A 24,992-nucleotide genomic window follows, 5' to 3' on the forward strand; every position below is an offset into this window, starting at 1 on the left:
CCACCTCATCTTCAGCATGGAAACTTACTGCCTGCGTGTCGCCCCTGGCCAGGATCTCAAGCAAGAATTACAGGCGTTTGCCCAGACCCAGGCGCTAGAGGCGGGTGTGATTCTTATGGGCTTGGGTAGTTTGACCCAGGCATCGCTGCGGTTCGCGGCAGAGTCGGAGGCAAGGGCGATCGCTGGGCCACTGGAGCTAGTTTCCCTCAGCGGTACGCTGTCGCGGCACGGCACGCACCTGCACGGGTCTGTGGCCGATGCCCAGGGCCGAGTCTACGGGGGCCACATCATGCCGGGCTGCTTGATTCGCACGACGGCGGAAATTGCCGTGGCCAACCTGCCCCACCTGCGCCTGCACCGCCAGCTAGATCCAGTCACCGGCTACCTGGAACTAGTCGTTGATCCATTGCCTTGAATCCGGTTCGGCTTTTCAGCTTTGCCAAGTTCTCAGGGCGGATGCTTGCCAATTGCCGCTAAAACCCTGCGAAGATTGACAACGCCTTCCCGATTAAACCCCAATTTGTCTACGGTTGCTCTGCCAATGGGTGTGATACCTAGGGCAAACGCATACTCGAGATGAGAATATTAAGACTCATTTCTAGGAAGTGAGTTATGTGTTCTGCCCAGCCCCTATCGCCGTTAATCGAGCATTTTCAGTCATTAGACGACCCTCGCTGTAGCCACTTGGTTGAGCATCGATTGCTCGATATCATCGGGCTCACGCTTTGTGCGGTGATCTGTGGAGCCGATAGCTGGGTAGATATTGCGGCCTATGGCCGTGCCAAAGAAGCTTGGCTGCGCGGTTTTCTGAGCCTACCCCACGGAATTCCCTCCCACGACACCATCGCCCGATTGTTTGCAGCCTTAGACTCCGCCGCCTTTCAGAGTTGCTTTGTCGCGTGGGTCAAGGCCGTCGCCCACCTCGGCTCAAGCGAACAGATAGCCATTGACGGCAAGACATTGCGCCACTCCTATGACCGAGGGGGCGGCAAGGGAGCCATCCATATGGTGAGTGCTTGGGCCAATGAGCAGCGGTTGGTACTAGCCCAGGTCAAGGTGGATGAGAAATCCAACGAGATCACTGCGATTCCAGAGCTTCTGAAGGTTCTGGACCTCCAGGGATGCCTAGTCACCATTGATGCCATGGGCACTCAAACCGCCATTGCTCACCAGATTATCGAAGGCCGTGGCGACTACATCTTGAGCCTTAAAGGCAATCAGGGCAACATTCACGAGGATGTCGAGCAGGTGTTTACCTGGGCGCGGCAGCAGGACTTTAAGGACATCTCCCACGAGTTTCATCAGACCATCACCCCTGGGCACGGGCGCATCGACATCCGCCGCCACTGGTTGCTCGATGGGGTCGAGCACCTCATCAACGCTGAGCGCTGGGTTGGCTTAAAACGCGTTGGCCTCGTGGAGGCTGAACGCCGTATCCTCGGTCAACCCCCGACCATTGAGCAGCGCTACTATCTCGTTAGTTTTGACGGCGATGTCCAACGCTTTGCCCAAGGGGTGCGCAGCCACTGGGGTATTGAAAACCAGCTCCACTGGGTGCTCGATGTCGCCTTCCACGAAGATGCCTCTCGAATTCGTAAAGACCACGCCCCCGCTAATCTGGCCGTCGTCCGTCACATCGCCCTCAATCTGCTGCGTCAGGACACTTTTGCCAAAGGGGGTATCAAGGCTAAACGCTTGCAAGCAGGATGGGATAATGACTACCTAATTCGGCTACTCTCCTCCTGAGTATGCGTTTGCCCTAGTGTGATACCCAGCATGAGGGTAAAATCCTGGCTCCAAACAAAGTGTTCTCGCCACTGGTGCTGGCGCGGATTGTAGAGCGGAGCCATACAGCCTGTCACAGGGTCATAGGCTTCGGTCTGCACATACTTGCGGTTGTTGCAGCCCTGGCAACGCTAAATTCTCCAAATCGTCGCTGCCGCCCTTGGATTGAGGAATGATGTGCTCAATGGAAAAGGGGTCTGGAGAATATTTGGCTTGGCAAAGACAGTACTCACAGCACCCAGAAGCCCGTTGGGTAACAGCTCGTTTCTGCTGCGAACTCAACGAAGGTTTAGCCATAAACAACAGGCTTGATACCTAGATCGTCCATGACATTCTCTAAGGATTGCTGCCGTAATGCAGCGAGCTGCACTAGGGCTTGAATGCGATCGACGTTGAGAGCTTCGATCTGGTCTGAGATCTCAATTAGTCGATGGTGCTCATCGGCGGTTAAGGTCTCGGTCTGGCGCTTGTCAATGAGGGCATAGTACTCGTCCCACATATCAGCGGAGAGGCCGAGATTGATTTGCTGGAGTAAGTCAGCTTTTTCTGTGGGCAACTGGGTAGCTGTAGCCTTGTTGGCCGCTAGCCGAGTATGCAAGGTTTCTAAGATATAGCGCTGCGGATCAAGCCCCTGCTTAGCGGCTTCTGTCCGAAGCTGTGCTTCCAATTCTGGGGAGAGATCGAGAGTGATTTGAGTCATAGGATCACTAGAGCTAGTTTAGAATCTCTTGCGGGCTCTTTGGCTTTTGATTCTACTCCTCGACCCGGTAGCCAAAGTCTTCGAGGCGGCTGCGGGACTGTCGCCATTTGGGTACGACTTTGACGAATAGCTCCAGGTAGACCTGGCCCATGACCAGCTTTTGAATTTGCTGGCGGGCGTCGGAGCCGATGGTCTTCAGCATGCTGCCCTTTTTGCCGATCAAAATGCCCTTTTGCGACTCGCGCTCGACGTGGATAGTGGCGAGAATGCGGGTGATGTTGGTGTCTTCCTCCACTCGGTCCACGGCGATCGCCACCGAGTGGGGCACCTCCTCCCGCGTATTCAGCAAAATTTGCTCGCGGATCAGTTCGCCCATGATGAAGCGCTCGGGCTGGTCGGTGACCAGATCGGGCGGGTAGTAGTAGGGGCCGGGGTCGAGCTGGTCGATCAGGGTTGCCAGCAGGGTGTCGAGGCTGGTTTCGTGCAGGGCCGAGAACTTGACCAGGGGCCAGCCGTGGGCATCGGCCAGGGTCTGGTAGCTGGCGTCGAGGGGGGCGATCGCCTCCGGATCCTCCGGCTGCTGGTCCACTTTGTTCATGCCCAAAATCACCGGGCCGCTGCTGTGGGCGAGCAGCTCGGCCACAAACTGGTCGCCCCGCCCCGCCTCGGCGCTGCCATCGACCACAAACAGGGTGGCATCGACTGAGTCGATCGCCATGCGGGCGTTTTTGACCAAAATCTTGCCCAACTCGTGGTGGGGCTTGTGGATGCCGGGGGTATCGACAAAAATAATCTGCGCCTGGTCGTTAGTCAAAATGCCGCGCAGGCGGTTGCGGGTGGTCTGGGCGGTGGGGGAGGTAATCGCCACCTTCTGGCCCACCAGGGCGTTCATCAGGGTCGATTTGCCCACGTTGGGGCGGCCCACAATCCCCACAAACCCGGACTTAAACCCCTCCGGCGGGGTGGGAATGGCGCTGTAGCCAACCGGGTCAAAGGTGTCGGTCATGCTAGTAGCCCATGACGTGGACCACGACCTCACGGGCTGCCCCCCGCGCCCGGTGTTCCCAGAGGTAAATGCCCTGCCAGGTGCCCAGGGCCAGCCGCCCGTTCGTCACCGGGATGGTTTCGCTGGTGTGGGTCAGCACCGTGCGGATGTGGGCGGGCATGTCGTCGGGGCCCTCGGTGCTGTGCACGTAGTGGTTGCCCTCGGGCACCAGCTGGGCCAGAAAGTTCTCCAGGTCCACCAGCACATCCGGGTCAGCGTTTTCCTGGATGATCAGGCTGGCGGAGGTGTGGCGCAAAAACACCGTGCACAGACCGGTCTCAACGCCAGAGGCGCGCACCACTTCGTTGACTTCAGCGGTAAACCGCTGGAGGGATTTGCCCCGCGATCGCAGGGTAAGCACCTGCTGGTGATGGCGAGTGGTGGCGGTGTTGGGTGTCATCGGTAAATTATTAAAATAGACCGCTCTCTATTGTGTCAGACTTATTCGCCCTAGGGAAAATTAGCTGACGTTTCTATACCTGAAGGAGGAGGGCTGCGTGGTTGGGCCAGGAGCTGTCCTCCAGTATCGCCGATGTTCTCAGGGACAGCGATCGCAGCCCCTGGACTGCTATTTCAGGCGGCCATGGCACGGCTCGAAGGTAAAGGGTTGGTGACCAAAACTGGTGACCCGCCCTCAGCTCACTCCATACACAGCGGCACCAACCGTCCCTGGGTGGTCAGCCCCAGCCGCATCGGCGCGTTGGCCAGAATGGGGGAGCCGGTCAGGGCGCACACCTGATCGCGCTCCGCCACCGCGCCAAAGCTGGCGCAGATGTCGTCGGACTGAATTTGAACGGGGCTTGCCCCAGTCCCCTGCTCCACGTACTGCCAGAGAATGTCGCGAATCAACGCCTGATACCCGCGATCCCCCGCCAGGGCCTTGAGTTTTTCCTTCAGCGATCGCTCCAGGCGAATGCTGGTGACTTCCATTTCAGTCGTCGATACGCGGGTTAGGGTTGGCATCGGCGGGCACACCTCCAAAAAGAACACAGTTTTTTTTTGCCAGAGTCAGTCACAAACCATCAGCCTGAGTCACTAACCAGTAGGGTTTCACGCCGCTGCTGCGACCGTGACGACCTGACAGCTCAGACAGACTGGACACAATTGCTAGACACAATTGTATTACACGTGTAGTATTAACGTTATTCGAGCGTATCCGTCAAGTCTCAGCGGTCCGGCCTCAATAGTCTGAGTCCGAGGCGCTTGAGCCAGCGGCTGCTCTCACTGCCTTCCTAAGCCTTGTTGTTTTACGCTTGAGGAACTCTGCCATGCTAAGCACTTTGTCTACTGGCACCGCCTTTGAAATCGCCGCCACCACGGGCGATGCTGGCCAGCTAGGCATGGCGGCGGAGTTCGATGGTTACTTGAGCGACCGCATTGGCGGCCTGATCCACCCCATCGGTGGGGCGGCCCTGGGCGGTTTCCACAGGACAGATCTATTCCCAGGGATGGCCCTCGGGGGCGATCGCCAGTGGGACAGTCAGTTCCCAGGGTTCACGCCATCCCCCAGGTGGTGGGGATACCTGGACCAGGGCGATGCCATTAGCGATTGCATTGGCGATCGCATCCCTCAGCGGTATCTCCGCCCTCAGCATTTTGTGTCTCAGCATTAACCTAACCTCCCAACTGGTTTAGTTCCTTGGGGTTTAGTTCCTTGGGGTTTAGCCCCTCGGGGCTCATCGCCTGGGAAGGGCCCTCTGTGGCCCCTGCCGTTTGGCTCAGGCTCCAGGTTTGGATTTGCAGCACCATTGCCGCCGCCGTTGGCCCCGAGCGCCAGAGGTTCGTGTCGGTATTTGCCCACGGCATGGCCTGTAATCGCCATCTCCTCTGCCCGTGGGCCACCGCCCGAGCCCGGCGGGCCGCTGCCGCCTCGACACAGCAGAACTTAAGCGCCGAAACCAACTCACAAGTATTCAAGGCATGAGAGCTCATGTTGAAGTTGACCTATTCCGATGCCGATTTATTGGTTGAACAGTTAGATCTCACCGTAGAAGCGATGGTAGCCCAGCGCAGTATTGTGGCCCTGCGGGCCGGACAGCCCCTGGTGGTGCAGCCTGGCTATGGGGCCTTTGCCCTGCCCGCCGACCTGCCCGAGGTGGCGACGCTAAAAACCCTTGCCCAGGGCGCGATTGACATTGCCCCCTGCGACACCGACTGGCTCGAAGTCACCCTGCGAGGCACCTGGCTGGCGGAGAATGCCACCAGCGCCGAGGGGATTTTGGTGGCCGAACTGGGCGATGCCCTGGAGCAACAGCTCGTTGCCCTGTGGCAGCGCAGCCTCACCTGGGCCGCGGCCCCCTGCTCCCAGGGGCGCTAAGGTTGGGCTAACCGTAATCCCAATGCCCAGGCTATGCAGTACCGTAGGACATAAGTGCCGGTTTAGGGCGTGTCATTAATAAGGAGCGATTGACCATGGCTGACGATGCAACTTACCTCACCCTGACTGCTGACAACTTTGAGGCGGAGGTGGTGCAAAGCGATGTGCCGGTGCTGGTAGATTTTTGGGCCGCCTGGTGTGGCCCCTGCCGGATCATGAATCCCATCGTCGAAGAGCTGGCCGAAACCTTTGCTGGACGGGCCAAGGTCGCTAAGCTCAACGTTGATGAAGAAGATGCCCTGGCCCTCCAGTACCACGTGATGGCCATCCCCACCCTGATTTTCTTTCAGAAGGGCGAACGGGTGGACACCATAGAAGGCGTCGTCGCCAAGGATGACCTGGTAGCGAGGCTAGAGGCGCTGGTGACCGCCAACTCGGCAGCCTAGGGACGGCACTGATGTCGGGCTACTGGGTGACCCCGCGCAGCACCGCTTCGCCATTGACGAACTCCAGGCCATCGAGGGTTAGCCCGGCCTGGGGGAGGGCGAGGTTGATCTGCTCGGTAAGCTGGGCGGGGTCGAGGCCGGTGAGGCGGGCCACATCGGCAATCGAAAGGTTGACCCGACCGATCTGAACGCGGGTATCATTGCCCAGCACCAGGCGACCGTTGGTCACCCTGGGGCTGCCCTCGATGCCGATGTAGAGGGGGCGATCGCCCAGCATGGGCACCGTGCTGAACGCGGTATCTAGGGCCTGTCTGGCCTGGGCTGGCAGCGCCTGGGTGGGCAGCTCCGCCGGGTTGACCACAATGCCGCCAGCGACGCGATCGCCGCGAATCGTAGCGCTGAGGCTATCGGCTGCCGGTAAAAACTGGGCCACCCTGGGCGTCTGGGCGATTCCCTCGGCCAGCAGCCGGGTCAGCTCTGCCTCGGTCAGCGAAATTTCCACCCGGTTGTCGCTGCCGTAGCGCACCCCCTGACCACTGGCCAGCTTATTCTGGAGCAGGTTACCGCTGCTGCCCACATCGACCGCCACCGTCTCGGCGCCGCTGGTGCTGTACCAGGTGGGCAGCGCCGTGGCCCGGTGCCAGTAAAAGGCGGCGGCGGCGGCGGCTCCCGCCGAGAGCCCAACCACGAGCGAGAGCGCCAGTACAACAGCCTGTTTTGTTCGCATCTCAACCAACTCCCTGGGGGTTTATGAGGGTCGTCGAGCCAGTGTAGCTCAGCTCTCCCAGGCTAGCAAAATCCTGTGTGGCGATTGCTGTAAAGACCCTAAAGTGGCCTATGGTAATAGGTGCAACGACGTAGAGAACAGCAGCATGGGCACGATACAGGGGTTCATCCGCAGGGTCAGACTGGGGCGGCGAGGTGCGGCCCAGATGGTGGCCCGGGTTGCGCCTCAGATAGTGGTTTTGGGCGCGATCGCACTCTTCACCCTGAGCCTGGCCAGCTGCGCCAAACCCGTTCAGCCCACCGAGCTGATTTCCGAGCCAACCCCCCAGCCCAACCGCCTCACCGGGCAGATGGCCGAAGTCTCTCCCCCCGAAACCCTGGAGTCTCTGAAGCAAATCATCGACGCCTACACGCCCCAGGTACGCATTCTCAGCCCCCGGCCTGGTGAAGTCCTCAGCGATACCAGCGCCACGGTCCGGCTCCAGGTGCGCGGGTTGCCACTATTTAAAGACGACACCTACGGGCTGGGGCCTCATCTGCATCTGTTTCTGGACAACGAGCCCTACCGGGCCGTCTACGATCTCTCGGAGCCGATTACCTTTACCGATCTGTCGCCGGGAACCCACACCCTGCGCGTGTTCGCCTCGCGGCCCTGGCACGAAAGCTTCAAAAACCAGGGCGCCTTCGACCAGCGCACCTTCCACGTGGTCGCCCCCACCCCCCAAAACGAACTCAACGCCAAAGCGCCGCTGCTGAGCTACAGCCGCCCCCAGGGCACCTACGGGGCCGAGCCGATTATGCTCGATTTTTATCTCACCAACGCGCCCCTGCACATGAGCGCCCAGGCCGAAGCCAACGACGACCTGCACGACTGGCGGGTTCGCTGCACCGTCAACGACCAGAGCTTTGTGTTCGACCAGTGGCAGCCGATCTGGCTGAAGGGGTTTAAGCCGGGGCGAAACTGGGTACAGCTCGAGCTGATCGATGAAAACGGCAACCCCATCGACAACCGCTTCAACAACACGGTACGCATTATCGACTACCAGCCCGGCGGCGACGATGCGCTGTCGCAGCTGGTGCGCGGGGAGTTGAGCCTGAAACAGGTGGCCGGCATTATCGACCCCACCTACATTCCCCCGGCCCCGCCCGCCCCAGAACCCGCGACTACCGCCCCAGCTGAGCCCGAACCGGAGCCCGCTGAACCTGGCGCAGTGCTGCCCGAACCAGCCCCTAAACCAGATCTGCCCGAGCCCGATGCCCTGAGGCCCGAACCAGTTCCCGCCCCCGAACTGGCGGCCCCCGACCCCGATCTATCCCCTGAGGACACACAGCCCGATCGCGTCCTCAGCCCCGAACCCTTCCCAGAATCAGCGCCGGCCGAAGGGAATGACCTCCCAATTGAGGCACTCCCAGATACTGAGAGTGCCCAGGATGATGGGTTCCCATCGGCAGGCAAGGAGGTAGAGGATGACGCTGTTCCAGAGGTGGTTTTACCCGAGGTAGACGCAGGCAATCGCCCCGAGGAAGCACCTGCCCCTGTCACTCCCGACACCACCGAAGATGCGGTAGAGAATTCAGCGGAGGACACCACACCTTTAGCTGAACCGATGTCGCCATTGTCACCCCAGCCCGAGGTGCGGCCCGAGCCTGTGCTCCCGGCCCCCTCTGCCCCAGAGCCGCTGGCCCCCAGCCCAGAGCCCCCGGCTAAAGGGTTGATGGATCGCTTCAAGCAGTGGCGCGGTCAGGCTGCCCCGCCCCAGCCTTCAGCACCTGCGGTTCCCGACCTGTTGGAAAGCCCCGATCGCGTTCAGGAATTGCCATCGGCTTCGGACGGGGAGGAGCCAGGCGATACAGCGACACCGTATTTGGACGAGCCGCGATCGCTGGCCTCGCCCGATTCAGCCCCAGGGCCAGAAGCGGCCTCACCCGAGGTTCCCGAGGCCCAAAAGCCCGTAGAACTGCCCCGGATCGATCAGCCCCAACCGGCCCCGCGATCGCCTCTGGCCCCTGAAGTTCGCCCTTTTATTTAGGGCTCTACTTCACCAGCCGGAGGGTCAGGGGGTAGCGATAGACCACCCCTTCGTTGGCCTTAATCGCCGCCAGGATCAGCAGCACCAGCCAGACTATGGCCAGCACAAAAACGAGCGCAATCCCGATCAGCACAAAGATCAAGACCCCCGACACCAGCATGTAGATGGTCATCGAGATATTGAAGTTGAGCGCTTCTTTGCCCTGATCGGCCACAAAGGACATCTCATCGCGCTTCATCAGCCAAATGATCAGGGGACCAAGAATATTGCCGAAGGGAATCACAAAGCCGGACAGGGCGCTGAGGTGGGCCAGCATAGCCCACATGCGTGATTCTGGGTTGGAGTCGAGCTGGTTCATGGTAGTGGCAGAAGTAAACGAACAGGGGCCATTGCCCCAGCCTGACCTCGAAACGGCTTTACTGGGCGGGCAACGGCTCTAACTGCCGCCAAGCTAACTCAAGCCACCGGAAAAAGGCTCTACTCTGCTTACAAAATGTAGTACTACAAACAAATACGCTCCCTTAGCTTTGGCTCAGGGAGCGCAGTCTCTCAAAACAAGAGACTAAGGGCAACTTGCCCCTAGGAAGTCGTTGACGAAGTCTCTTTATCCGTGAACAGTCAACTGTGAATAAGGAGCACCAGCGACAACGTTACTCCTCGTCGTCCTCTTCATCGTTGGGGTAGACAAAGCTGGTGGACCGCCCAGTTAGCACGGACTTGCCCAGGGACATTGCTTTTTGAGCCTGTAGCGCTGCGGTGCGCTTCCAGGTGGCGCGGCGCTGATCGCGCTTTTGCTTGGAGGTTTTCTTCTTGGGAACCGCCATGACAGAAATTACTTAAGACTTCACAACCTTTCAACTATAGGCCAATACGGCGACCGGCGCAATCTAAATTGAGAGAGGTTTAGGGCGCGTCATCAATTTTGGCCAAAAGCCCGGTACATCAAGCCTTGCCACGTCCGACCCAAAAGACAGGCAAGGGGTTGTAACTCTATGAGATCCTCAAGCGTTTAGCAGCCCCTTGATGACAGCTCCTAGAAGGACTCCACTACCTGGTCGTCGATCAGGCGTCTCGCCGCTTCAAAATAGTTGGCCCACTGGGTGACGTCGGGCCGCAGCTGCCACTCGCTGCGGCTGACGGGCACCGTCAGAATGGGGACGGCAACGCCCTGGTTGTCGCCAATGATGGTGACGATCACATCGGTCATCAGCACGTCGGCGTCAAAGCTGCGCTGAACGGCGGCCCGAGCCACAATTTCGGAGCGCCGCACCAGGGTGTCAAAGCTTTCGCCCTGCTCCCGCACCAAAAAGATATTCACCCGCGATGTGTAGGCCTCGGCGGCGGGAGGGGTGACTAGCGTCGGCAGGGCTACTCCTCCCAGGCCCAGCAGCGTCGCCAGGGCAATGCGGGTACTGAGGGCGGCTAGCTTAGGCTGGCGATCGCGTCCGGTCTTCCACAGAAAAAAGGTCATGGCCTGCTGCTCCACACATCCCCGCAGGATGCCCAAAAAGTGCCTTAACTGTAGCGATAGAGGGCTCAATCGTCAATAAAGATTTGTTGTGGGCGGCGATCGCTGGCTCAGTCTTCCGTTTGGCCGAGCAAGCGCTACTATGGCAGGTGAATTTTATCCCTACCCAAGCCCTCTGGAGGCACCCAAAAGGCATGGCAAGCCACTGGCCCGTGATCGTTGGCATCAATCAGTATCAATCGCTTCAACCGCTCATGTATGCCCAGTTCGACGCCCTCGAACTGCGGGACTTTTTGGTCAACGAGGTGGGGCTGCCTGCCGAGTACTGCTCGCTGCTGACGGATATTTCACCTATGGTTTACCAGGGGGCCGCTGCCCCCACCCGCGAGGTGCTGCTGCAGCGGCTGGCCCAGAGCTGCGATCGCGCTGGTCCAGAAGATACCGTGTGGTTCTTCTTCAGCGGCTACGGGGTGCGGTGGCAGGGGCAGGACTACCTGCTGCCCATCGATGCCGACCCCAACCAGATTGAGCAAACTGGCTTTTTGGTAGAAACCCTGCTCCAGCGCCTGGCCCAGGGCGGGCAGCGCCAGTCCATTGTCATGCTGGATATGAACCGGCCCCAGAGTGCCCTGGCGGTGGACCCCGACGGTCAGGGGTTGGGCGCTCAAACGATGTCCCTGGCCGAAGATCTGGGCATTCCCCTGGTGCTCTCCTGCCAGCCCGACCAGTTCTCCCAGGAAACCCTGGCGGTGCGCCACGGCCTGTTTACCGAAGCCCTGATTGAGGGCATGCGGTTCCACGGCTGCCTCACCCTGGCGCAGCTGGTCGACTACCTGCGCGATCGCGTGCCGGAGCTGTGCCAGCACCACTGGCGTCCGGTGCAAAATCCGGTGGCGGTGCTGCCCCCCGGCCAGCAGTACGCCATGCTGGTTCCGCCCAGCCTGGTGGGGCAAATGCCCGTCGGCGTGCCGCCCGAGCCTGCGATCGCGCCCGAACTGCCCGAGGCGGAGCCGCTCCTGCCCGCCCCCGAACCGGAGCGGCCTCCCGAGCGAGGGCCCGAGGTCATTGTCACCCCCAATCCGTCGCCGGAAGCGCCAGGGGATCAGTCCTCGGGCCAGTGGCCCATCGTCGAGCCGCCGGAACCAGGGCTACTGCCGCCGGGCGAGTTGCCGAGCTATCCGCCGCCCCCCCCAGCTGTAAACGCCAACGACAGGGTGCCCTGGGGCCGGCTGGGGTTGGCAGCTGCTGCCGCAGTGCTGCTGCTGGGAGTGCTCTGGCGCAACCACGAAAGCTTTTTAGGACAGCAGGCAACGACCTCTGATGTCGCCCCCGCCCCAGCACCTGGCGATGCCCCGGCGACTGGGGAAAACACCGCCCCACCGGCAGAGGCGGGTGGAGAACCGCTGTTTCCGGGTACGGCGGTGAGCGGAGCAGAGGCCCTGGCCCGGGCCAGAACCGCCCTGGCCCAGCGCCAGTATGGCGAGGCGCTGGTCTGGTTTAACCAGATCCCCGAGGATGAGCGCCCGGTGGACTACCAGGTCCTGGTCAACCAGGCCGAAACCGGCTACGCCAACGCCAGCCTGTCCGGAGAAGCCGCCCTCAATCAGGCTCGACGGCTGATCGAGCCGCTGTCGGCGTCGCTGTTTAACGATGCCATTGAGCAGGCCCGGCAGGTGCCTGCGGGCGACCCCGCCTACGACCAGGCCCAGGCCGACATTGCTCGCTGGAGCCGGGTGATTGTCGATCTGGCCGAGGGGCGAGCTGCCTCCGGTGATTTGAGTGGGGCCATCAGCGCCGCCCGCCTGGTGCCCGAAGACCAGGGTGAAACCTGGGGCCAGGCCCAGGCCCGCATTCAGCAGTGGGAGCAGCGCCAGGTCAACCGCCGCCTGCTGCAGGAGGCCCAGAGCCTGCTTCAGCCCGACCAGGCCACCTCGTTTCAAACGGCGATCGAGATCGTCCAGCAAATTCCTCCCAACTACCCCGAGTCGGTGATTGCCCGCGATCGCATCGACCAGTGGAGCCGCGATATTCTCGCGATCGCCCGGGCGCGGGCCGCCGCTGGCCAGATCCCCGGAGCGATCGCCGCCGCCGACCTGGTGCCAGAGGGTACCAGTGCCTACGCGCAGGCCCAGCAGGAGATTCAGCAGTGGCAGGGGCAGTGAGGTGGATGGGTGGGTGGATGGGTGGATGGGTGGGTGGGTGGATGGGTGGATGGGTGGATGGGTGGATGGGTGGGTGGAAGAGCGTTTAAGCTTTAGGTAATTGGTTGCCAATCCAACCAGGTTTAGGTCCAGAGTTGTTGTCTTAGGCCCTACCCCCTACTCCCCACCCTTCACCCCCTACTCCCCACCCATGTTCTCTCCCCCCAACCGCACCGCCCCCGGCCCCGGCCAGGAATCCGTCTGGGACTACCCCCGTCCGCCGCGCCTCGAAGACTCGTCCCGGCGTATTCGGATCCTGTTTAACGGCGTGGTAATTGCCGATTCCCGGCGCGCCAAGCGAGTGCTGGAAACCAGCCATCCGCCCACCTACTATCTGCCGCCGGAGGATGTGCAGATGCAGTATTTTCAGCCGGTGCCGCGCTCAACCCTGTGCGAGTGGAAGGGCACAGCGGTGTATTTCACCATTGCGGTGGGCAATCGCCGGGCCGAACAGGCGGCCTGGTCCTATCCCCAGCCCACCGAGGCCTTTCAGGGCATCGCCAACTACATCGCCGTTTACCCAGGCCGCATGGAGGCCTGCTACGTCGATGACGAACGGGTGCAGTCTCAGCCCGGCGACTTCTACGGCGGCTGGATCACCTCAGATATTGTCGGCCCCTTCAAGGGCGATCCGGGCACCTGGGGGTGGTAGAACGGCGTAAGGTTCACGGTGCAGGGTGTACGGTTCAATCGCCTCCCTAGCCCTTGACCTCTTTACCGTCCTACGCCTCCACTTCGGGCTCCGAGCTACAGGTGGGGGCAATGCCCAGGGTGTCGCGGCCGGTGGTCATCACCTCCACCGTGCGCTTGAGCTTGGCCTCCAAAAAGCGCTTGTGGTCGAGCAGCTGGCGCAGCTTCTGGTGGCGGGCGATCGCCAGGCTGATGGTCGACAACTGCTCTGGCGGACAGGGGAAGTGCTGTACTCGACCGTCGGAGTCCAGGCTGCACAGGCGGTAGCCCGGACGGCCCAGATCGGTGCCCGGGGCGGCGGGCTGGCCAGGCGTGTCCAGGGATTGGCACAGGCGATCGACATAGCCGGAGAGGTCCTGGGGGTCACCGTGGCGCAGCAGGGCCGAGTCGAGGCCCATCGCGGTACCCGATGAGTCTCCTATGGTTTCCAGCCAGCCATCGACAATCGGCCCTTCCATGTAGAGCGCCTGGATGCGCTGCACCGTCTGCTTGAGATCCTGGTGCCAGGCTTCCACCGCCATTTGAACATCTTGCAGCACTTTGATCGCCAGGGCGGGGTTGGCATCGTGGCGGTGACGGCTAAAGCTGGGGCGCTTGCGGCGCGGCAGCAGCGGCAGGTGGGAGAGCTGCCCCTGAACCGGAAAGGGGGCCAGTGGCGCTGGGGTGCCGGTTGGTTTGGCGGGTTCAGCGGGGCTGGGCGGAGTTTTGTCTGGGGTGGAGCTGCTCTCTGCGCCGCCAATGGTAAACGACACCGGACGGCGGGGGAGACGCGGCTCCGGAGGGGGCGGCGCTGGAGTGCCGAAGGAAGGCAGGGCTACAGAATCAGTGGAGTTATCCATGGGATTGAAGAGGCTGGGCCAGGTAGCTAAATGCAGGGTAGAGGCTTACCTTGAGGATGGCAGCCCCCTGGTCTGGGCCAGGACTGGGCTTGAGTAAAGCACCATCTGCCTCAATTTATACCTGAATAGTTGGGTTTTAGCCTAATTTAATGGGACAAATGCTGGTATTGGGCTAACCATCGAGCCGCTTTTAGTCATCGCTAGAACAGGCATACCAACTTCTAGCTGAATACCCCCGATTCGGAGGGGCATGGCATGCTATGCCCCTATGGGGTGCCTGATGATGAATCGGGGTTGCCCAATTCGGATTTCGGATTAGGCCACGACCGCTGCGCTTGAAGCGATGGCTATACGCCGTTGCGCCACCCCAGTTTTTGCCATTGGAAGAGGCCAATGTCCTAAGCGCGATAGCCATCGCTATACCTTCAACGCCATCCATGTAGGGTGCATTCGCGGCCTATCCCCCTGCGCGAAGGCCTGTCAACTCTGCCCTGGGGCCGCAATGCACCCTTTCGGCAGCGAGAGTTTCACTGGAGAATAGCCGTCCCGGTTGTCCATGGGCAGCGAGCAAAGTCCGGCATCAGTAGGGTTGAAAGCTGACTACGGCTGGGTTGCACTCCGCTCCACCCAGCCTACGATAACCCTGAGCCTGACTACGGTTCACAACCGGGGTAGCCTACTGAAATCGCTGGCAGAGCTGGCGAAAGTGCTCACCCCGCTGCTCAAAGTTGGGATACTGATCGAAGCTGGCGCAGGCCGGCGAGAGCAGCACAACGGCGGCATTGAGGGACGTCGCCACCGCCGCCCCTCGCTCCACAGCCCGATCCATGGTCTCAACGATTTCATAGTCGCTGTACCCGATCGCCTCCAGGCGCTGGGCAAACTGGGGGGCGGCATCGCCAATCAGCAGCACGGTGGCGGCTCGGGCCTGAATAGAGGCCAGCCAGGCGGTGTCATCCCCCTGCTTGGCCTCGCCGCCTGCGATCAGCACGGCGGGGGACTTTACCGATCGCAAGCCGACCTCAGCAGCGTCGTAGTTGGTGGCCTTGGAGTCGTTGATGAAGTCGATGCCCTGCCAGGTGCAGATGTGCTCCAGCCGGTGAGGCACACCGGGGAAGTTGGCCACTCCAGCGGCGATCGCCTCGGCATCCAGCTCCGCCAGGCAGGCGGCGGTAACCGCTAGCAGCAGGTTTTGCTGGTTGTGGTCACCCACCATCCGCAGCGCGTCAACCCGTACGATTGGAATGGCCTCAAACTTGACCCAGCCGTCTTCGATGTAGGCACAGGGTCTGAGGGGTGCAATGCCCCCCCTGCCGCCCACGCTAGTCCAGTAGGCGTTGGGAAATTCCTCCAGCAAGTGCTGGCGCAGGTAGGGGTCGTCGCCGTTGAACACCGCCAGCTCCGAGCGGTGCATCAGGGTCGCTTTGATCTGGGCGTAGTTGGTGACCGTGCCATGGCGCTGCAGGTGGTCGGGGGTCAGCGTGGTCCAGAGGCCAATCTGGGGCGAGAGGGTGGCAGAGGCTTCGATCTGGTAGCTGCTCAGCTCGGCGATGATCCAGTCCGGTACGGTGGGCTCCAGGGCCAGTTCGCAGGCAGCGTAGCCGATGTTGCCGCAGGCGATCGCGTTTAGTCCGGCGGCCTGAAAAATAGCGGCGGTGAGGGCTGTGGTGGTGGTTTTGCCGTTGGTGCCGGTGATGCCTACCCAGGGCCGGTCCTGGAGAAAGCGCCAGGCCAGCTCGGTTTCGCCAATCACCTCCAGGCCGTTGTCGCGGGCGGCCACCAGGGCGGGGCTATCCCAGGGCACCCCAGGGCTGACCACCAGCAGGTTGGTGCGGCTGTCGGGCACAAAGCTGTAGTCGAGCAGCACCGTGATGCCGTCCTGGCTCAGGCGTGCCTGCTGGCTAATCAGGTCCCGGCTGGAGCCGCGATCGCTCAGCACCACCTGCCAGCCCTCCCGGTGCAGCAGCCGCGCCGCCGCCACCCCCGACTTCCCCAGACCAATCACATGGGCATTTTTCATGGCGGCGTTATCCTTTGACGATCGCCCCAAAGTCGCCCAGTACCAGGGCGTGGTTGCGCAGCAGACCCAGCAGATTGAGTCGATTTTGCCGCACCGCCGGCTCGTCGGCCATCACCAGCACGCTGTCCGGGCCGTCGAAGAAGCCGCTGACCACCGGGGCCACCTGCTCCAGACCAGCGACTAGCTGGTCGTAGTTGCGACTGGCCTGGGCGGCCTGGGTCTGGGGCACCAGGGCATTGAGGGCCGCCACAAAAGCCTGCTCAGACTTGGCCTCCAGCACCGCCGGATCGATCACGCCGCTGGGGTCGAGCACCTGGGTGTCGAGGCTGCCCTGGGCGGCCAGGCGGGTGGCCCGGTTCACGGTTTCGTACACCCGGTCCATGCGACCGCTGCGGCGCATGGCCTGCAAAAACAGGGCCCGATCTTTGACGTCCAGGGGATCGTCCAGGGCGCGCGCGCTCAGCACTGCATTCACCAGGTCATAGTCAATACCGATCTCGTCCTGGAGCAGCGTTTGCACCCGCTGCAAAAAGAACTCCTGTAGCTGAGTCAACAGTGCCTCGGGAGCCTTGACCTGCAGGGACGAATCCTGAACATAGTCGCCGACTATGGTAGCGAGCAGCCGGGCCAGGTTGAGGGGTAGCTCCGCCGCCCAGATGATATTCAGCACCGCGTTGGCGGCCCGCCGGAGGGCAAAGGGGTCGGAGGACCCGGTGGGCAGCTGGCCGGTGCTAAAAATTCCCACCAGCGTATCGAGGCGATCGGCAATGCCCACCACCTGGCCCACCAGGGTCTGGGGCAGGCTGTCCTGGGCCCCGCGCGGCAGGTAGTGCTCAAAAATGGCGGTGGCCACCGCCTCGGGTTCGCCGCTGTGGAGGGCGTATTTTTGCCCCATCACCCCCTGTAGTTCCGGGAACTCGCCCACCATTTGGGTGACCAGGTCGGCCTTGCACAGGTAGGCGGCGCGGCGAATGTGCTGCCGGGGCTGGGCAGTCAGATTGAGCTGATCGCATACGTGGTCGGCCACCGCACCGATCCGCTTTACCTTGGCCGCCATCGAGCCCAGCTGTTCTTCAAAGGTGACGGTTTCGAGCTTGGCGACGAAGGCATCGAGGGGCTGGGCGCGATCGGCGTCGAAGAAAAACTTGCCGTCGGACAGGCGAGCGCGAATCACCCGGGCATTGCCCTCGGCAATGAGGGCGTCTTTGCGCGGGTCACCGTTGGAGATGGTGACGAAGTAGGGCATCAGCGCCAGGTCGTCGGTGGGTTGCCTGAGGGGAAAGTAGCGCTGGTGGCTCTCCATCTCAATGATGGCTACCTCGGGCGGCAGCTCCAAAAACTCAGGGTCGAACTGGCCCACCACCGCCGTTGGCCACTCCACCAGGTTGGTGACCTCGTCCAGCAGCGCCGGAGACACCATCGCCACGGCCCCCACAGATTTGGCGGCCTCTTCCACCTGGCGCTCGATCAGGAGGCGGCGGGCGGCGGGGTCAATCTCCACACTGGCCTGGCGCAGGGTTTCGGCGTAGTCCTGGGCGCGGCGCAGGGTTACCGGGGCCGGGTGCAGCACCCGGTGCCCCTGGGACAGGCGATCGCTCACGCACACCATCGAGCCATTTTCTAACCTGATTGGCAACACGTTGCCGTCCAACAGCGTCACCAGCCAGCGAATGGGGCGTGGAAAGCGCAGGTCACCATCGCCCCAGCGCATGAACCGCTTGCCCTCCAGACTCAAAATCCACTGGGGAATCAGCTCGCTCAGGATATCGGTGGCCGCCCGCCCCGGAATGGCCTGATTGACAAAGACAAAGGCCCCTTTGTCGGTGTCGCGCACCTCCAGGTCCGTCACCTCCACCCCTCTGGATTTGGCGAAACCGAGGGCCGCCTGGGTGGGCTTGCCGTCCTTAAAGGCAGTCTGGGCCGGGGGGCCTTTGACCTCTTCGGTGCGATCGGGCTGGCGGGGGGGAAGCCCGTCTAGCAGCAGGGCCAACCGTCGGGGCGTGCCGTAGAACCGCACCGACTCTGGGGTTAGCGCCAGCTCAGCCAATTCGGTTGGAATGCGGGTTTGCCACTGGTGGAGGGCATCGCTAACAAAACTGGCGGGCAGTTCTTCGGTGCCAACTTCCAGTAAAAATGTCGCCATAGCGGTAGGTGGTGTCGTGGATGCCCCTGGGGGCGGTATTGTACATGGCTGCGGAAAACCGACCTTCACCAGCTTAGGGGTTTCATCCCCGCCGCTGGCCACGATTTTCAGCCTTCCCAGTCTATCAAGCTTTTTGCCCTGGGCCGACGTATTGGTAGGTGGTCAAATAGCCATGTCCCTTGACCATCACCTGGCCCACCTCTTCGAAGGCGTAGCGGTGTTTAAGGCGATCGTAAGTGGCCTCAGTGATTTGAATCTTGCCCGGCACTCCGCAGGACTCCATGCGGCTGGCAATGTTCACGGCATCGCCCCAGAGGTCGTAGCTAAACTTTTTAATGCCAATCACCCCAGCCACCACCGGGCCGGTGTTGATGCCGATGCGGAGCTGAAACTCCTGGCCGTCGTTGCGGGTGATGTGGGCGGCCGCCGCCTGCATGGCCAGGGCCATTTCCATCACGATTTCGGCGTGGTCGAGGCGGGGAAGGGGCAGGCCGCCCACCACCATGTAGGCGTCGCCAATGGTTTTAATTTTTTCGAGCTGGTACTGTTCCGCCAGGCGATCAAAGGCCGAGAAAATTTGGTTGAGCCAGTTGACCAGCTCCAGGGGGCTGATCTGGGCCGCCAGAGGAGTGAAGTTGACGATGTCGGCAAACAGGATGGTGACATCGTCAAAGCGCTCTGCCAGCGACCCCTCTAGCTGCTTGAGCTTGTCCACCACAGCCCGCGGCAAGATGTTGAGCAACAGCTGTTCAGACTTTTGCTGCTCCAGGCGGAGCGCCTGCTGGGCCTGCTCGCGCTCCTGCATTTCCTGCTGCAGCTGCTGGTTCTGGGCCTTGAGCAGCTGGGCCTGGCGGCGCAGCGCCTTTTGCAGGTCGGTCAGCAAATTGGTGGCGCTGCCCGCCGAGACCGCCCGCTGGGCTTGCTGGCGCAGTCGCCGCTGGAGCCGGTGGGTGGCTACCTGAGCTTTGATGCGGGCAGCGACCTCCTCTACCCACAGGGACTGATCGATGTAGTCGACCACGCCAAACTCAAAGGCCCGCAGCCGCCGGGCCAGAGCCTGGTCCTGGCCGACCACGGCTACGGCCACCTGGCGGGTTTGGGGCCGCTTTTTGAGCCGGTGACACAGCCGCATGGCGGCGGTATCGAACTGGTCAACCGCCAGCACAATCAGATCGGGCGGATCGGCCTCGACGGCGGCAATGGTGTCGTCTTCGCCACTGGCCTGGCGCACTTCGTAGCCCGTCGCCCGCAGCATATCCAGCAGGGCCGCCAGGGGCCCCAGGGTGCTATCGGCCACTGGAGCCACTAAGATTGCGCCGGAACTTGCGCCGGAACTTGCGCCGGAACCTGCGCCGGAGGATGGGCCTGAATCTGGCGAAGCATTGGTCATGGAACCCTGGAGCAGAGATAACAGTCTCCCTTGCGATCGCGCTGGCCGGAGACACAGTCCAGTCGCTGTCGATGACACCCTACGATCGCCCCCGTGGCCCAGGCAGCACCAGCATGGCAGCCGTTATTACCGGTTCTCTCGGGGGGCACCGTGCCTCAGTTATAGCGTTCCCTCAGCCGTTCATGATTGAATCGGGACAAACCAGGGCGATTCCCCGTAGGGAACACTGCGCGATCGCATTAATCAGTAGCATAGTTTTTGGCGGTCATGCCAGGTCCAGCGTGGGAGCTGATCTGGGATGGAGCTATTGCCGGGGATGTGCAGTGCGAGTGGGGACAAGAGTTGGGATCTATGGCAGGGCGTGAAAATCCGTTTCTGGCCCTCAAGGCCAGGCAGGTGGTAGTGATGTTCTTCATGATTTCGGCGGGCCTGGCCCTGGTGTTTAGCACCCTGGGCACGCTGGAACTGCTGCCCCTACAGGGGGATGACCCGATCCTGGCCCCCATTCTCTACAGCCTGATTTTTGTGGGCCTGTGTGGGGCAATTCTGCTGACCTCGCGGCGATCGCCCCTGCGGCTGGCGGCTCTGCTGGGGCCAATTCCCCGCCATCTGGCCTGGATGCAGTTGCTGTGGCTGGTTTTGGGCCTGTTTTTGTTTTCGCTGGGGGCGTTTCAGGTGTCCTACCTGGGGCTGTCGGTGGTGGCTCCAGGGCTGGTCGAGGCGACCCTGCGCCAGTCGCTGCTGCTGTCCGTTGACCAAGCCACGGCACCCGGCCTCTACAACGGGCTGATGCTGTTTTCGGTGCTGGTGGTGGCCCCCATCACCGAAGAGTTTATCTTTCGCGGCGTGCTGCTGCATCGCTGGGGGCTGAAGTGGGGCGTGCGACCGGCCATTTTGCTGACGTCGATTTTGTTTGGGGTGCTGCACTCCAACCTGATCGGGCTATTTGTGTTTGGGGTGGTCATGTCGCTGCTGTACCTGAGCACGCGATCGCTGCTGGTGCCCATGGTGGCCCACGCCCTCAACAATGCGATCGCCTCAGGGGTTGAGTTTTTGGCCACTCAGCCCAGCGCCAACGCCATCGACACCCTGGCCGAGTTTCGGGCGGGTTGGTGGTTGGGAGTGGTGTGCTTGCTGGTGTCGGCCCCCTGGGTGCTGCGCTACGTGGTCTACCACTGGCCCGATCGCCAGGCGCTGATGCCCTACTTTGCCAACCAGGGCATCAGTCAGGGAATCGAGCCAGACGGTCGCCCCTAGAGTATTCCATTTAAATAAACGTCCCCTTTGGGAGCGCCAACTCGGCCGGTTGGACCTGTTGCCACTAAACCCTGGATGAGTCTTGAGCCGGAACACGCTTACAGCGATGGCCATTGCGCTTAGGACATTGGCCTCTTCCGAAGGCAAAAACTGGGGCGGCGCAATGGCGGATAGCCATCGCTTCAGCAGCATGGATCGTGTCCTAACAGTTCTGGCGATGGCTATAGCTTGAGTAATCCCACCGAACTTCACGCTGCCAGCCCCGGCTAGAATTCTGGCCGGATTCCGTATTTCTCTGGACGCCATCAGGCTTTAAACCGAAGAGAATAAATTTAATTCTGAAGAACGCAGCAGGTCAGTTCGGCGGCTCACTTGGGGGCATTTGAACCTGAGAGCTGGTCTGTTTGAAAACGCGTCCTTACAGGTAAATGTGTCTGATCCCAGGGGGCTTTCAGGGGTCAGACACTTTTATTTTAAAGGTGGCTCATGGTCGCGCAACGCCGCCATGCATCACCCGGTTGTGTGGTCCCATGTCACGGTCCTTCTCCTTTGGGAGGAGGACTTTGACGATCTGGGCGGGACCAATCCCAGGCCGGGCGCTGCTGAGATTGAGTAAGGAATCTGTAAACTTGACATCCTTATCATCGCCCCCTAAGTCCCCCAATTCTGGGGGACTTTGAAAGTTCGACTCCCCCCAGAATTGGGGGGCTGGGGGGACATATCAGGCCTGCATTCAGCGATGCCCGGTCTCCGCTCCTGCTTTTTGGCGCGGACGTGGTGTGGCCAGCGGTAGAAAGCTTTGGCCAGAATGGATGACAGGTCCTACAGTGGGCTATGGACAACCCTGCCCACCGCCGCCTACCGTCCTGGAGTTTGCCCTTGCCTAAGCTCAACCGTGCCCAGCCGCCCCTGGGCTTCATTCCTCCCCGCTACAAGCCCTGGATCGTGCAGGCCTGCTATGTGGCGCTGCCCCTAATCCTGCGGCTGCGGCTGCGGCCCTGGCTGCCGGCGGGCATTTGGCCGGTGACCTGCACCAACCCGGAGGTTCTGGCGCAGGGGTTTCACCAGTTTCAGGCGGGCAAAATTCGGCTGTTGCTGGCCTTTCGCCACAGCCAGGTCGATGACCCCATCTGCCTGTCGTACCTGTTTTCACGACTGGTGCCCCGGGCCGCCCGCCAGCAGGGCTTTCGCCTCCAGCGCCCGCTGCACAGTTTCTTTATGTACGACCGGGGCATGCCGCTGTGGGCCGGTCGGTGGCTGGGTTGGTTTTTTGCCGCGATCGGGGGTATTCCGGTGCACAGGGGCCGTCGGCTCGACCTCAAGGCGCTCAAGGCGGTGCGCGAGCAGATCATGACCGCCCCGCTGCCCGTCACCATTGCCCCGGAGGGGGCGACCAACGGCCACGGCGAAGTGATCAGCGACCTGGAGCCGGGAACGGCACAGCTGGCCTTTTGGGCGGTCGAAGACTTGCAAAAAGCAGGCCGCCCCGAGCAGGTGCTGCTGCTGCCGGTGGGCCTACGCTACATCTACCCTCGCCCCGACTGGGCTGCCCTCAACCGGCTGCTAGCTCAGCTGGAGGCCGACTGCGGCCTGGCGGTGCAGTCGTTTAGCGACCCGGCGGCGATCGCCCCCGAGGCCTACTACCCCCGCCTGCTGGGGCTGGGCCAGCACCTGCTGAGCCGCCTGGAGCAGTTCTACCAGCGGTTCTATGGGCTGCCTCCCGCTCCCCCGGCTCCAGATCCGGCCTCTCCAGAAGCCGCCACACCAGATCCCTCAGCCGATCTGGGCCAGCGGTTAAGCCATCTGCTGGACGGAGCCCTGGCGGTGGGGGAACGGTTTTTTGCCCTGCCCAGCACCGGCAGCCTGGTGACCCGCTGCCGTCGCCTGGAAGAGGCGGGCTGGAGCTATATCTACCGCGAAGACATTGCCGATCTAGATCAACTCTCGCCCTTCGATCGCGGCCTGGCCGACTGGGTGGCGGCGGCGGCGACGTTGCAAATGCAGCACATGCGCCTGGCGGAGAGCTTTGTGGCGGTGTCGGGCCACTACGTGAGAGATAAGCCCAGCTTTGAGCGTTTTGCCGAAACCACCCTGATTCTGTTTGATCTGGTGGAGCGGGTAAAGGGGACACGGGTGCCCAAACGTCCCCAACTGGGGACGCGCCAGGCGGTGATTCGCCTGGGTGAGCCGATCAACATCAATGATCGCTGGTCGGACTACGCCCAATCGCGGCGCTCGGCTAAGGCGGCGGTCGCTCGGCTCACCCATGACATTCAAACGGCCCTGGAGGATCTGATTGAGGCGGGGGAGGAGACGGTTACACCGTGATCCAACCCCATGCTGGGGCTGCCCGCCATCGGTTCGGCCACGATCCGCCGCCATTGCCAACCATTCGCTGTCGTTGACCGGGGGAACCCCTTGACTACCCTTTCCACAGAGACGCGCCAAACTGCCCTGGTGGTGGGCGCCAGTCGAGGCATTGGCCTGGGCTTTGTGCAACACCTACTGAGCGACGATCGCTTTGGGACAGTGTACGGCACCTACCGCCGCCCCGAGGCGGCCCGGGAATTGCTGGCGCTGGCGGAGCGATTTCCCCAGCTGCGCTGCCTGCCGATGGAGGTGACGGCGGAGGAGACTATGGCCGGGGCGATCGCCGCCATTCAGGCCCGGACGCCGCAGCTGCACCGGGCGGTGTACTGCGTTGGGGTGCTCCACGACGGCGACTTTCAGCCCGAGAAAAGCCTGCGGCAGATCAGCAGCGAAAACCTGGTGCGATCGTTTCAAACCAATGCGGTGGGGGCCGTGCTGCTGGCCAAGCACCTGCTGCCCCTGCTAAAGCACGATCAGCCCAGCGTTTTTGCCGCTATTTCGGCCCGGGTGGGCAGCATTGGCGACAACCGGCTGGGGGGCTGGTACGGCTACCGGGCCTCGAAGGCGGCACTGAATATGCTGATCAAAACGGCGGCGCTGGAGTACGCTCGCCGTAGCCCCAACACCACTCTGGCCCTGCTGCACCCCGGCACCACCGATACTCGGCTGTCAGAGCCCTTTCAGCGGGGGGTGCCGCCAGAGAAGCTGTTCCCGGTAGAGCGCACGGTGGCGCAGCTGATGGCGGTGATGGACGGCCTCGGCCCCGCCGACAGCGGCAATTTTTTTAGCTGGGATGGCACCCGGCTGCCCTGGTAGGGCCAATTTTGGATTTGAGACTGGCGAGTTTGGGGTTGTTGCCGGGTGGCCCTGGGGCTATTCTTAGGCCAAGGATTGACTGGCCCACAGCATCGGTGAGGGAAGCGGGATGGAGGCGAGCATGATGGATTGGCAGCTGCTGGAGAGCATTGGCCTGGGGCTGGGCCTGGGGGTGGCCGCCGGTTTTCGGGTGGTGGTGCCCTTTTGGGTGCTCAGTGCCGCCGCCCTGTTTGGCCACCTTGAGCTGGTCGACAACCTCAGCTGGCTGGGCAGTAGCTCAGCGTTTATTGGCCTTTCCATTGCCCTGGTGGTTGAGATTGCGGCTTACAGCGTGCCCTGGCTGGACAACGCGATCGATACTGTGGCCCTGCCCGTGGCGGCGGTGGCCGGTACGCTGCTGATGGCGATCGCCACCAACCAGCTCGACCCCTTTGCCCAGTGGAGTGTGGCCGTTGTGGCCGGGGGCGGGGCCGCCGCCACGGTGAAGGGGCTCAACGGCCTGACGCGCTTTGTCTCTACGGCAACCACGGGCGGCGCAACCAACCTGATTTTGGCCGGGGTAGAACTGGTGGGGGCGATCGCCATTTCAATCTTTGCCCTGGTAGCCCCGATTGTGATGTTTGTGGTGGTGCTGGCATTCTTCATTCTGCTGGTGCGCTTTGCCATCAAAGCCTTTTACCGCAGCAAGAAGGCGACTCCAGACACAGAGGCAGAGTAAACAACCGGTGGAATAGTCCCCTGCCCTGTCA

The 24,992-nt window shown here is 61.9% G+C and carries 26 protein-coding genes; 13 read left to right on the forward strand and 13 right to left on the reverse strand.

Going from position 1 to position 24,992, the window contains the following annotated elements; translation table 11 throughout:
• Positions 1 to 16: 16 nt before the first annotated feature.
• Entirely contained in the window at positions 17 to 415 is a 399-nt protein-coding gene (locus NF78_RS05510; RefSeq protein WP_035985234.1) for a PPC domain-containing DNA-binding protein, read from the forward strand.
• Between the two features lie 197 nt (positions 416 to 612).
• On the forward strand, positions 613 to 1,746 hold the full coding sequence (locus NF78_RS05515; protein WP_035985235.1) for an ISAs1 family transposase: 1,134 nt from the start codon (positions 613 to 615) through the stop codon (positions 1,744 to 1,746).
• A 120-nt stretch (positions 1,747 to 1,866) separates the two neighbouring features.
• Here the strand turns inward: NF78_RS05515 and NF78_RS33405 are convergent, their stop codons facing one another.
• The 5 genes from NF78_RS33405 to NF78_RS05535 all read right to left on the reverse strand — a co-directional run bounded on the left by NF78_RS33405 (position 1,867) and on the right by NF78_RS05535 (position 4,493).
• Complete coding sequence (locus NF78_RS33405; RefSeq protein WP_072015979.1) at positions 1,867 to 2,082, reverse strand: HNH endonuclease signature motif containing protein; 216 nt, start codon at positions 2,080 to 2,082, stop codon at positions 1,867 to 1,869.
• Positions 2,075 to 2,485: a hypothetical protein gene (locus NF78_RS05520; protein WP_035985237.1), complete on the reverse strand. Its 411-nt coding sequence runs from the start codon at positions 2,483 to 2,485 to the stop codon at positions 2,075 to 2,077. The genes NF78_RS33405 and NF78_RS05520 overlap by 8 nt, the downstream gene beginning before the upstream one ends.
• Before the next feature lie 52 nt (positions 2,486 to 2,537).
• Positions 2,538 to 3,491, reverse strand: coding sequence for a GTPase Era (gene era / locus NF78_RS05525; protein ID WP_035985238.1), 954 nt, complete (start codon positions 3,489 to 3,491; stop codon positions 2,538 to 2,540).
• 1 nt (position 3,492) lies between these two features.
• Entirely contained in the window at positions 3,493 to 3,930 is a 438-nt protein-coding gene (locus NF78_RS05530; RefSeq protein ID WP_035985239.1) for a secondary thiamine-phosphate synthase enzyme YjbQ, read from the reverse strand.
• 239 nt (positions 3,931 to 4,169) lie between these two features.
• The gene (locus NF78_RS05535; RefSeq protein ID WP_035985240.1) at positions 4,170 to 4,493 is read right to left on the reverse strand and encodes a hypothetical protein; all 324 of its coding nucleotides are present in this window, start codon (positions 4,491 to 4,493) and stop codon (positions 4,170 to 4,172) included.
• Between the two features lie 305 nt (positions 4,494 to 4,798).
• Between NF78_RS05535 and NF78_RS05540 the strand changes: the two genes are divergently transcribed.
• The 4 genes from NF78_RS05540 to trxA all read left to right on the forward strand — a co-directional run bounded on the left by NF78_RS05540 (position 4,799) and on the right by trxA (position 6,293).
• Positions 4,799 to 5,143 (forward strand): hypothetical protein, encoded by a 345-nt coding sequence (locus NF78_RS05540; protein WP_035985241.1) that lies wholly within the window; start codon positions 4,799 to 4,801, stop codon positions 5,141 to 5,143.
• A gap of 86 nt (positions 5,144 to 5,229) precedes the next feature.
• Positions 5,230 to 5,454 (forward strand): hypothetical protein, encoded by a 225-nt coding sequence (locus tag NF78_RS31780; protein WP_197064766.1) that lies wholly within the window; start codon positions 5,230 to 5,232, stop codon positions 5,452 to 5,454.
• A gap of 6 nt (positions 5,455 to 5,460) precedes the next feature.
• A complete protein-coding gene (locus tag NF78_RS05545) occupies positions 5,461 to 5,847 on the forward strand; it encodes an alr0857 family protein (RefSeq protein WP_035985242.1) in 387 nt (128 codons plus the stop codon).
• Positions 5,848 to 5,936: 89 nt separating this feature from the next.
• A complete protein-coding gene (gene trxA / locus NF78_RS05550; RefSeq protein ID WP_263970552.1) occupies positions 5,937 to 6,293 on the forward strand; it encodes a thioredoxin in 357 nt (118 codons plus the stop codon).
• Between the two features lie 19 nt (positions 6,294 to 6,312).
• Here trxA and NF78_RS05555 read toward each other — a convergent pair whose 3' ends face one another.
• Positions 6,313 to 7,020 carry a hypothetical protein gene (locus tag NF78_RS05555; RefSeq protein WP_156119662.1) on the reverse strand — a complete coding sequence of 236 codons (708 nt, stop codon included), beginning with the start codon at positions 7,018 to 7,020 and terminating at the stop codon, positions 6,313 to 6,315.
• Positions 7,021 to 7,165: 145 nt separating this feature from the next.
• Here NF78_RS05555 and NF78_RS28035 point away from each other — a divergent pair, with 145 nt between their 5' ends.
• Positions 7,166 to 9,049, forward strand: coding sequence for a hypothetical protein (locus tag NF78_RS28035; protein ID WP_156119663.1), 1,884 nt, complete (start codon positions 7,166 to 7,168; stop codon positions 9,047 to 9,049).
• Between the two features lie 4 nt (positions 9,050 to 9,053).
• On the opposite strand, the gene NF78_RS05565 is transcribed toward NF78_RS28035, so the two are convergent.
• The 3 genes from NF78_RS05565 to NF78_RS05575 all read right to left on the reverse strand — a co-directional run bounded on the left by NF78_RS05565 (position 9,054) and on the right by NF78_RS05575 (position 10,520).
• On the reverse strand, positions 9,054 to 9,407 hold the full coding sequence (locus tag NF78_RS05565; RefSeq protein ID WP_035985245.1) for a DUF4870 domain-containing protein: 354 nt from the start codon (positions 9,405 to 9,407) through the stop codon (positions 9,054 to 9,056).
• A 292-nt stretch (positions 9,408 to 9,699) separates the two neighbouring features.
• Positions 9,700 to 9,873 carry a 50S ribosomal protein L32 gene (gene rpmF / locus NF78_RS05570; protein WP_035985246.1) on the reverse strand — a complete coding sequence of 58 codons (174 nt, stop codon included), beginning with the start codon at positions 9,871 to 9,873 and terminating at the stop codon, positions 9,700 to 9,702.
• A 209-nt stretch (positions 9,874 to 10,082) separates the two neighbouring features.
• Positions 10,083 to 10,520, reverse strand: coding sequence for a hypothetical protein (locus tag NF78_RS05575; RefSeq protein WP_072016127.1), 438 nt, complete (start codon positions 10,518 to 10,520; stop codon positions 10,083 to 10,085).
• A 191-nt stretch (positions 10,521 to 10,711) separates the two neighbouring features.
• Between NF78_RS05575 and NF78_RS05580 the strand changes: the two genes are divergently transcribed.
• On the forward strand, positions 10,712 to 12,679 hold the full coding sequence (locus NF78_RS05580; protein ID WP_072015980.1) for a caspase family protein: 1,968 nt from the start codon (positions 10,712 to 10,714) through the stop codon (positions 12,677 to 12,679).
• Positions 12,680 to 12,869: 190 nt separating this feature from the next.
• Positions 12,870 to 13,370 (forward strand): DUF427 domain-containing protein, encoded by a 501-nt coding sequence (locus NF78_RS05585; RefSeq protein WP_035985248.1) that lies wholly within the window; start codon positions 12,870 to 12,872, stop codon positions 13,368 to 13,370.
• A gap of 70 nt (positions 13,371 to 13,440) precedes the next feature.
• On the opposite strand, the gene NF78_RS05590 is transcribed toward NF78_RS05585, so the two are convergent.
• From NF78_RS05590 to NF78_RS05605, 4 genes are all read right to left on the reverse strand, one after another.
• On the reverse strand, positions 13,441 to 14,247 hold the full coding sequence (locus NF78_RS05590) for a hypothetical protein (RefSeq protein WP_156119664.1): 807 nt from the start codon (positions 14,245 to 14,247) through the stop codon (positions 13,441 to 13,443).
• A 676-nt stretch (positions 14,248 to 14,923) separates the two neighbouring features.
• The gene (gene murD, locus NF78_RS05595; protein ID WP_035985249.1) at positions 14,924 to 16,267 is read right to left on the reverse strand and encodes a UDP-N-acetylmuramoyl-L-alanine--D-glutamate ligase; all 1,344 of its coding nucleotides are present in this window, start codon (positions 16,265 to 16,267) and stop codon (positions 14,924 to 14,926) included.
• A 7-nt stretch (positions 16,268 to 16,274) separates the two neighbouring features.
• Positions 16,275 to 18,410 (reverse strand): glycine--tRNA ligase subunit beta, encoded by a 2,136-nt coding sequence (gene glyS / locus NF78_RS05600; protein ID WP_035985250.1) that lies wholly within the window; start codon positions 18,408 to 18,410, stop codon positions 16,275 to 16,277.
• A gap of 124 nt (positions 18,411 to 18,534) precedes the next feature.
• Entirely contained in the window at positions 18,535 to 19,800 is a 1,266-nt protein-coding gene (locus NF78_RS05605) for an adenylate/guanylate cyclase domain-containing protein (RefSeq protein WP_035985251.1), read from the reverse strand.
• Positions 19,801 to 20,151: 351 nt separating this feature from the next.
• On the opposite strand from NF78_RS05605, the gene NF78_RS05610 reads away from it, so the two are divergent.
• The 4 genes from NF78_RS05610 (at position 20,152) to NF78_RS05630 (ending at position 24,961) form a co-directional block, all read left to right on the forward strand.
• A complete protein-coding gene (locus NF78_RS05610) occupies positions 20,152 to 21,057 on the forward strand; it encodes a CPBP family intramembrane glutamic endopeptidase (protein ID WP_035988780.1) in 906 nt (301 codons plus the stop codon).
• Between the two features lie 834 nt (positions 21,058 to 21,891).
• Positions 21,892 to 23,385, forward strand: coding sequence for a 1-acyl-sn-glycerol-3-phosphate acyltransferase (locus NF78_RS05620; protein WP_156119665.1), 1,494 nt, complete (start codon positions 21,892 to 21,894; stop codon positions 23,383 to 23,385).
• 90 nt (positions 23,386 to 23,475) lie between these two features.
• Positions 23,476 to 24,243 (forward strand): SDR family NAD(P)-dependent oxidoreductase, encoded by a 768-nt coding sequence (locus NF78_RS05625; protein WP_035985253.1) that lies wholly within the window; start codon positions 23,476 to 23,478, stop codon positions 24,241 to 24,243.
• Between the two features lie 109 nt (positions 24,244 to 24,352).
• Positions 24,353 to 24,961 (forward strand): DUF4126 domain-containing protein, encoded by a 609-nt coding sequence (locus NF78_RS05630; protein ID WP_052049848.1) that lies wholly within the window; start codon positions 24,353 to 24,355, stop codon positions 24,959 to 24,961.
• The last annotated feature ends 31 nt before the right edge of the window (positions 24,962 to 24,992 follow it).

The sequence above is a fragment of the Leptolyngbya sp. KIOST-1 genome (assembly GCF_000763385.1).
In the GTDB taxonomy this organism is placed as follows: Bacteria; Cyanobacteriota; Cyanobacteriia; order Phormidesmidales; family Phormidesmidaceae; genus Nodosilinea.

Bases quoted from the DNA above. Each gene is read 5' to 3' on its own strand.
- NF78_RS05510 (WP_035985234.1), top strand. From the start codon at position 17: ATGGAAACTTACTGCCTGCGTGTCGCCCCTGGCCAGGATCTCAAGCAA.
- NF78_RS05515 (WP_035985235.1), top strand. From the start codon at position 613: ATGTGTTCTGCCCAGCCCCTATCGCCGTTAATCGAGCATTTTCAGTCA.
- NF78_RS33405 (WP_072015979.1), bottom strand. From the start codon at position 2,082: ATGGCTAAACCTTCGTTGAGTTCGCAGCAGAAACGAGCTGTTACCCAA.
- NF78_RS05520 (WP_035985237.1), bottom strand. From the start codon at position 2,485: ATGACTCAAATCACTCTCGATCTCTCCCCAGAATTGGAAGCACAGCTT.
- era (WP_035985238.1), bottom strand. From the start codon at position 3,491: ATGACCGACACCTTTGACCCGGTTGGCTACAGCGCCATTCCCACCCCG.
- NF78_RS05530 (WP_035985239.1), bottom strand. From the start codon at position 3,930: ATGACACCCAACACCGCCACCACTCGCCATCACCAGCAGGTGCTTACC.
- NF78_RS05535 (WP_035985240.1), bottom strand. From the start codon at position 4,493: ATGCCAACCCTAACCCGCGTATCGACGACTGAAATGGAAGTCACCAGC.
- NF78_RS05540 (WP_035985241.1), top strand. From the start codon at position 4,799: ATGCTAAGCACTTTGTCTACTGGCACCGCCTTTGAAATCGCCGCCACC.
- NF78_RS05545 (WP_035985242.1), top strand. From the start codon at position 5,461: ATGTTGAAGTTGACCTATTCCGATGCCGATTTATTGGTTGAACAGTTA.
- NF78_RS05555 (WP_156119662.1), bottom strand. From the start codon at position 7,020: ATGCGAACAAAACAGGCTGTTGTACTGGCGCTCTCGCTCGTGGTTGGG.
- NF78_RS28035 (WP_156119663.1), top strand. From the start codon at position 7,166: ATGGGCACGATACAGGGGTTCATCCGCAGGGTCAGACTGGGGCGGCGA.
- NF78_RS05565 (WP_035985245.1), bottom strand. From the start codon at position 9,407: ATGAACCAGCTCGACTCCAACCCAGAATCACGCATGTGGGCTATGCTG.
- rpmF (WP_035985246.1), bottom strand. From the start codon at position 9,873: ATGGCGGTTCCCAAGAAGAAAACCTCCAAGCAAAAGCGCGATCAGCGC.
- NF78_RS05575 (WP_072016127.1), bottom strand. From the start codon at position 10,520: ATGACCTTTTTTCTGTGGAAGACCGGACGCGATCGCCAGCCTAAGCTA.
- NF78_RS05580 (WP_072015980.1), top strand. From the start codon at position 10,712: ATGGCAAGCCACTGGCCCGTGATCGTTGGCATCAATCAGTATCAATCG.
- NF78_RS05585 (WP_035985248.1), top strand. From the start codon at position 12,870: ATGTTCTCTCCCCCCAACCGCACCGCCCCCGGCCCCGGCCAGGAATCC.
- NF78_RS05590 (WP_156119664.1), bottom strand. From the start codon at position 14,247: ATGGATAACTCCACTGATTCTGTAGCCCTGCCTTCCTTCGGCACTCCA.
- murD (WP_035985249.1), bottom strand. From the start codon at position 16,267: ATGAAAAATGCCCATGTGATTGGTCTGGGGAAGTCGGGGGTGGCGGCG.
- glyS (WP_035985250.1), bottom strand. From the start codon at position 18,410: ATGGCGACATTTTTACTGGAAGTTGGCACCGAAGAACTGCCCGCCAGT.
- NF78_RS05605 (WP_035985251.1), bottom strand. From the start codon at position 19,800: ATGACCAATGCTTCGCCAGATTCAGGCCCATCCTCCGGCGCAGGTTCC.
- NF78_RS05610 (WP_035988780.1), top strand. From the start codon at position 20,152: ATGGCAGGGCGTGAAAATCCGTTTCTGGCCCTCAAGGCCAGGCAGGTG.
- NF78_RS05620 (WP_156119665.1), top strand. From the start codon at position 21,892: ATGGACAACCCTGCCCACCGCCGCCTACCGTCCTGGAGTTTGCCCTTG.
- NF78_RS05630 (WP_052049848.1), top strand. From the start codon at position 24,353: ATGGAGGCGAGCATGATGGATTGGCAGCTGCTGGAGAGCATTGGCCTG.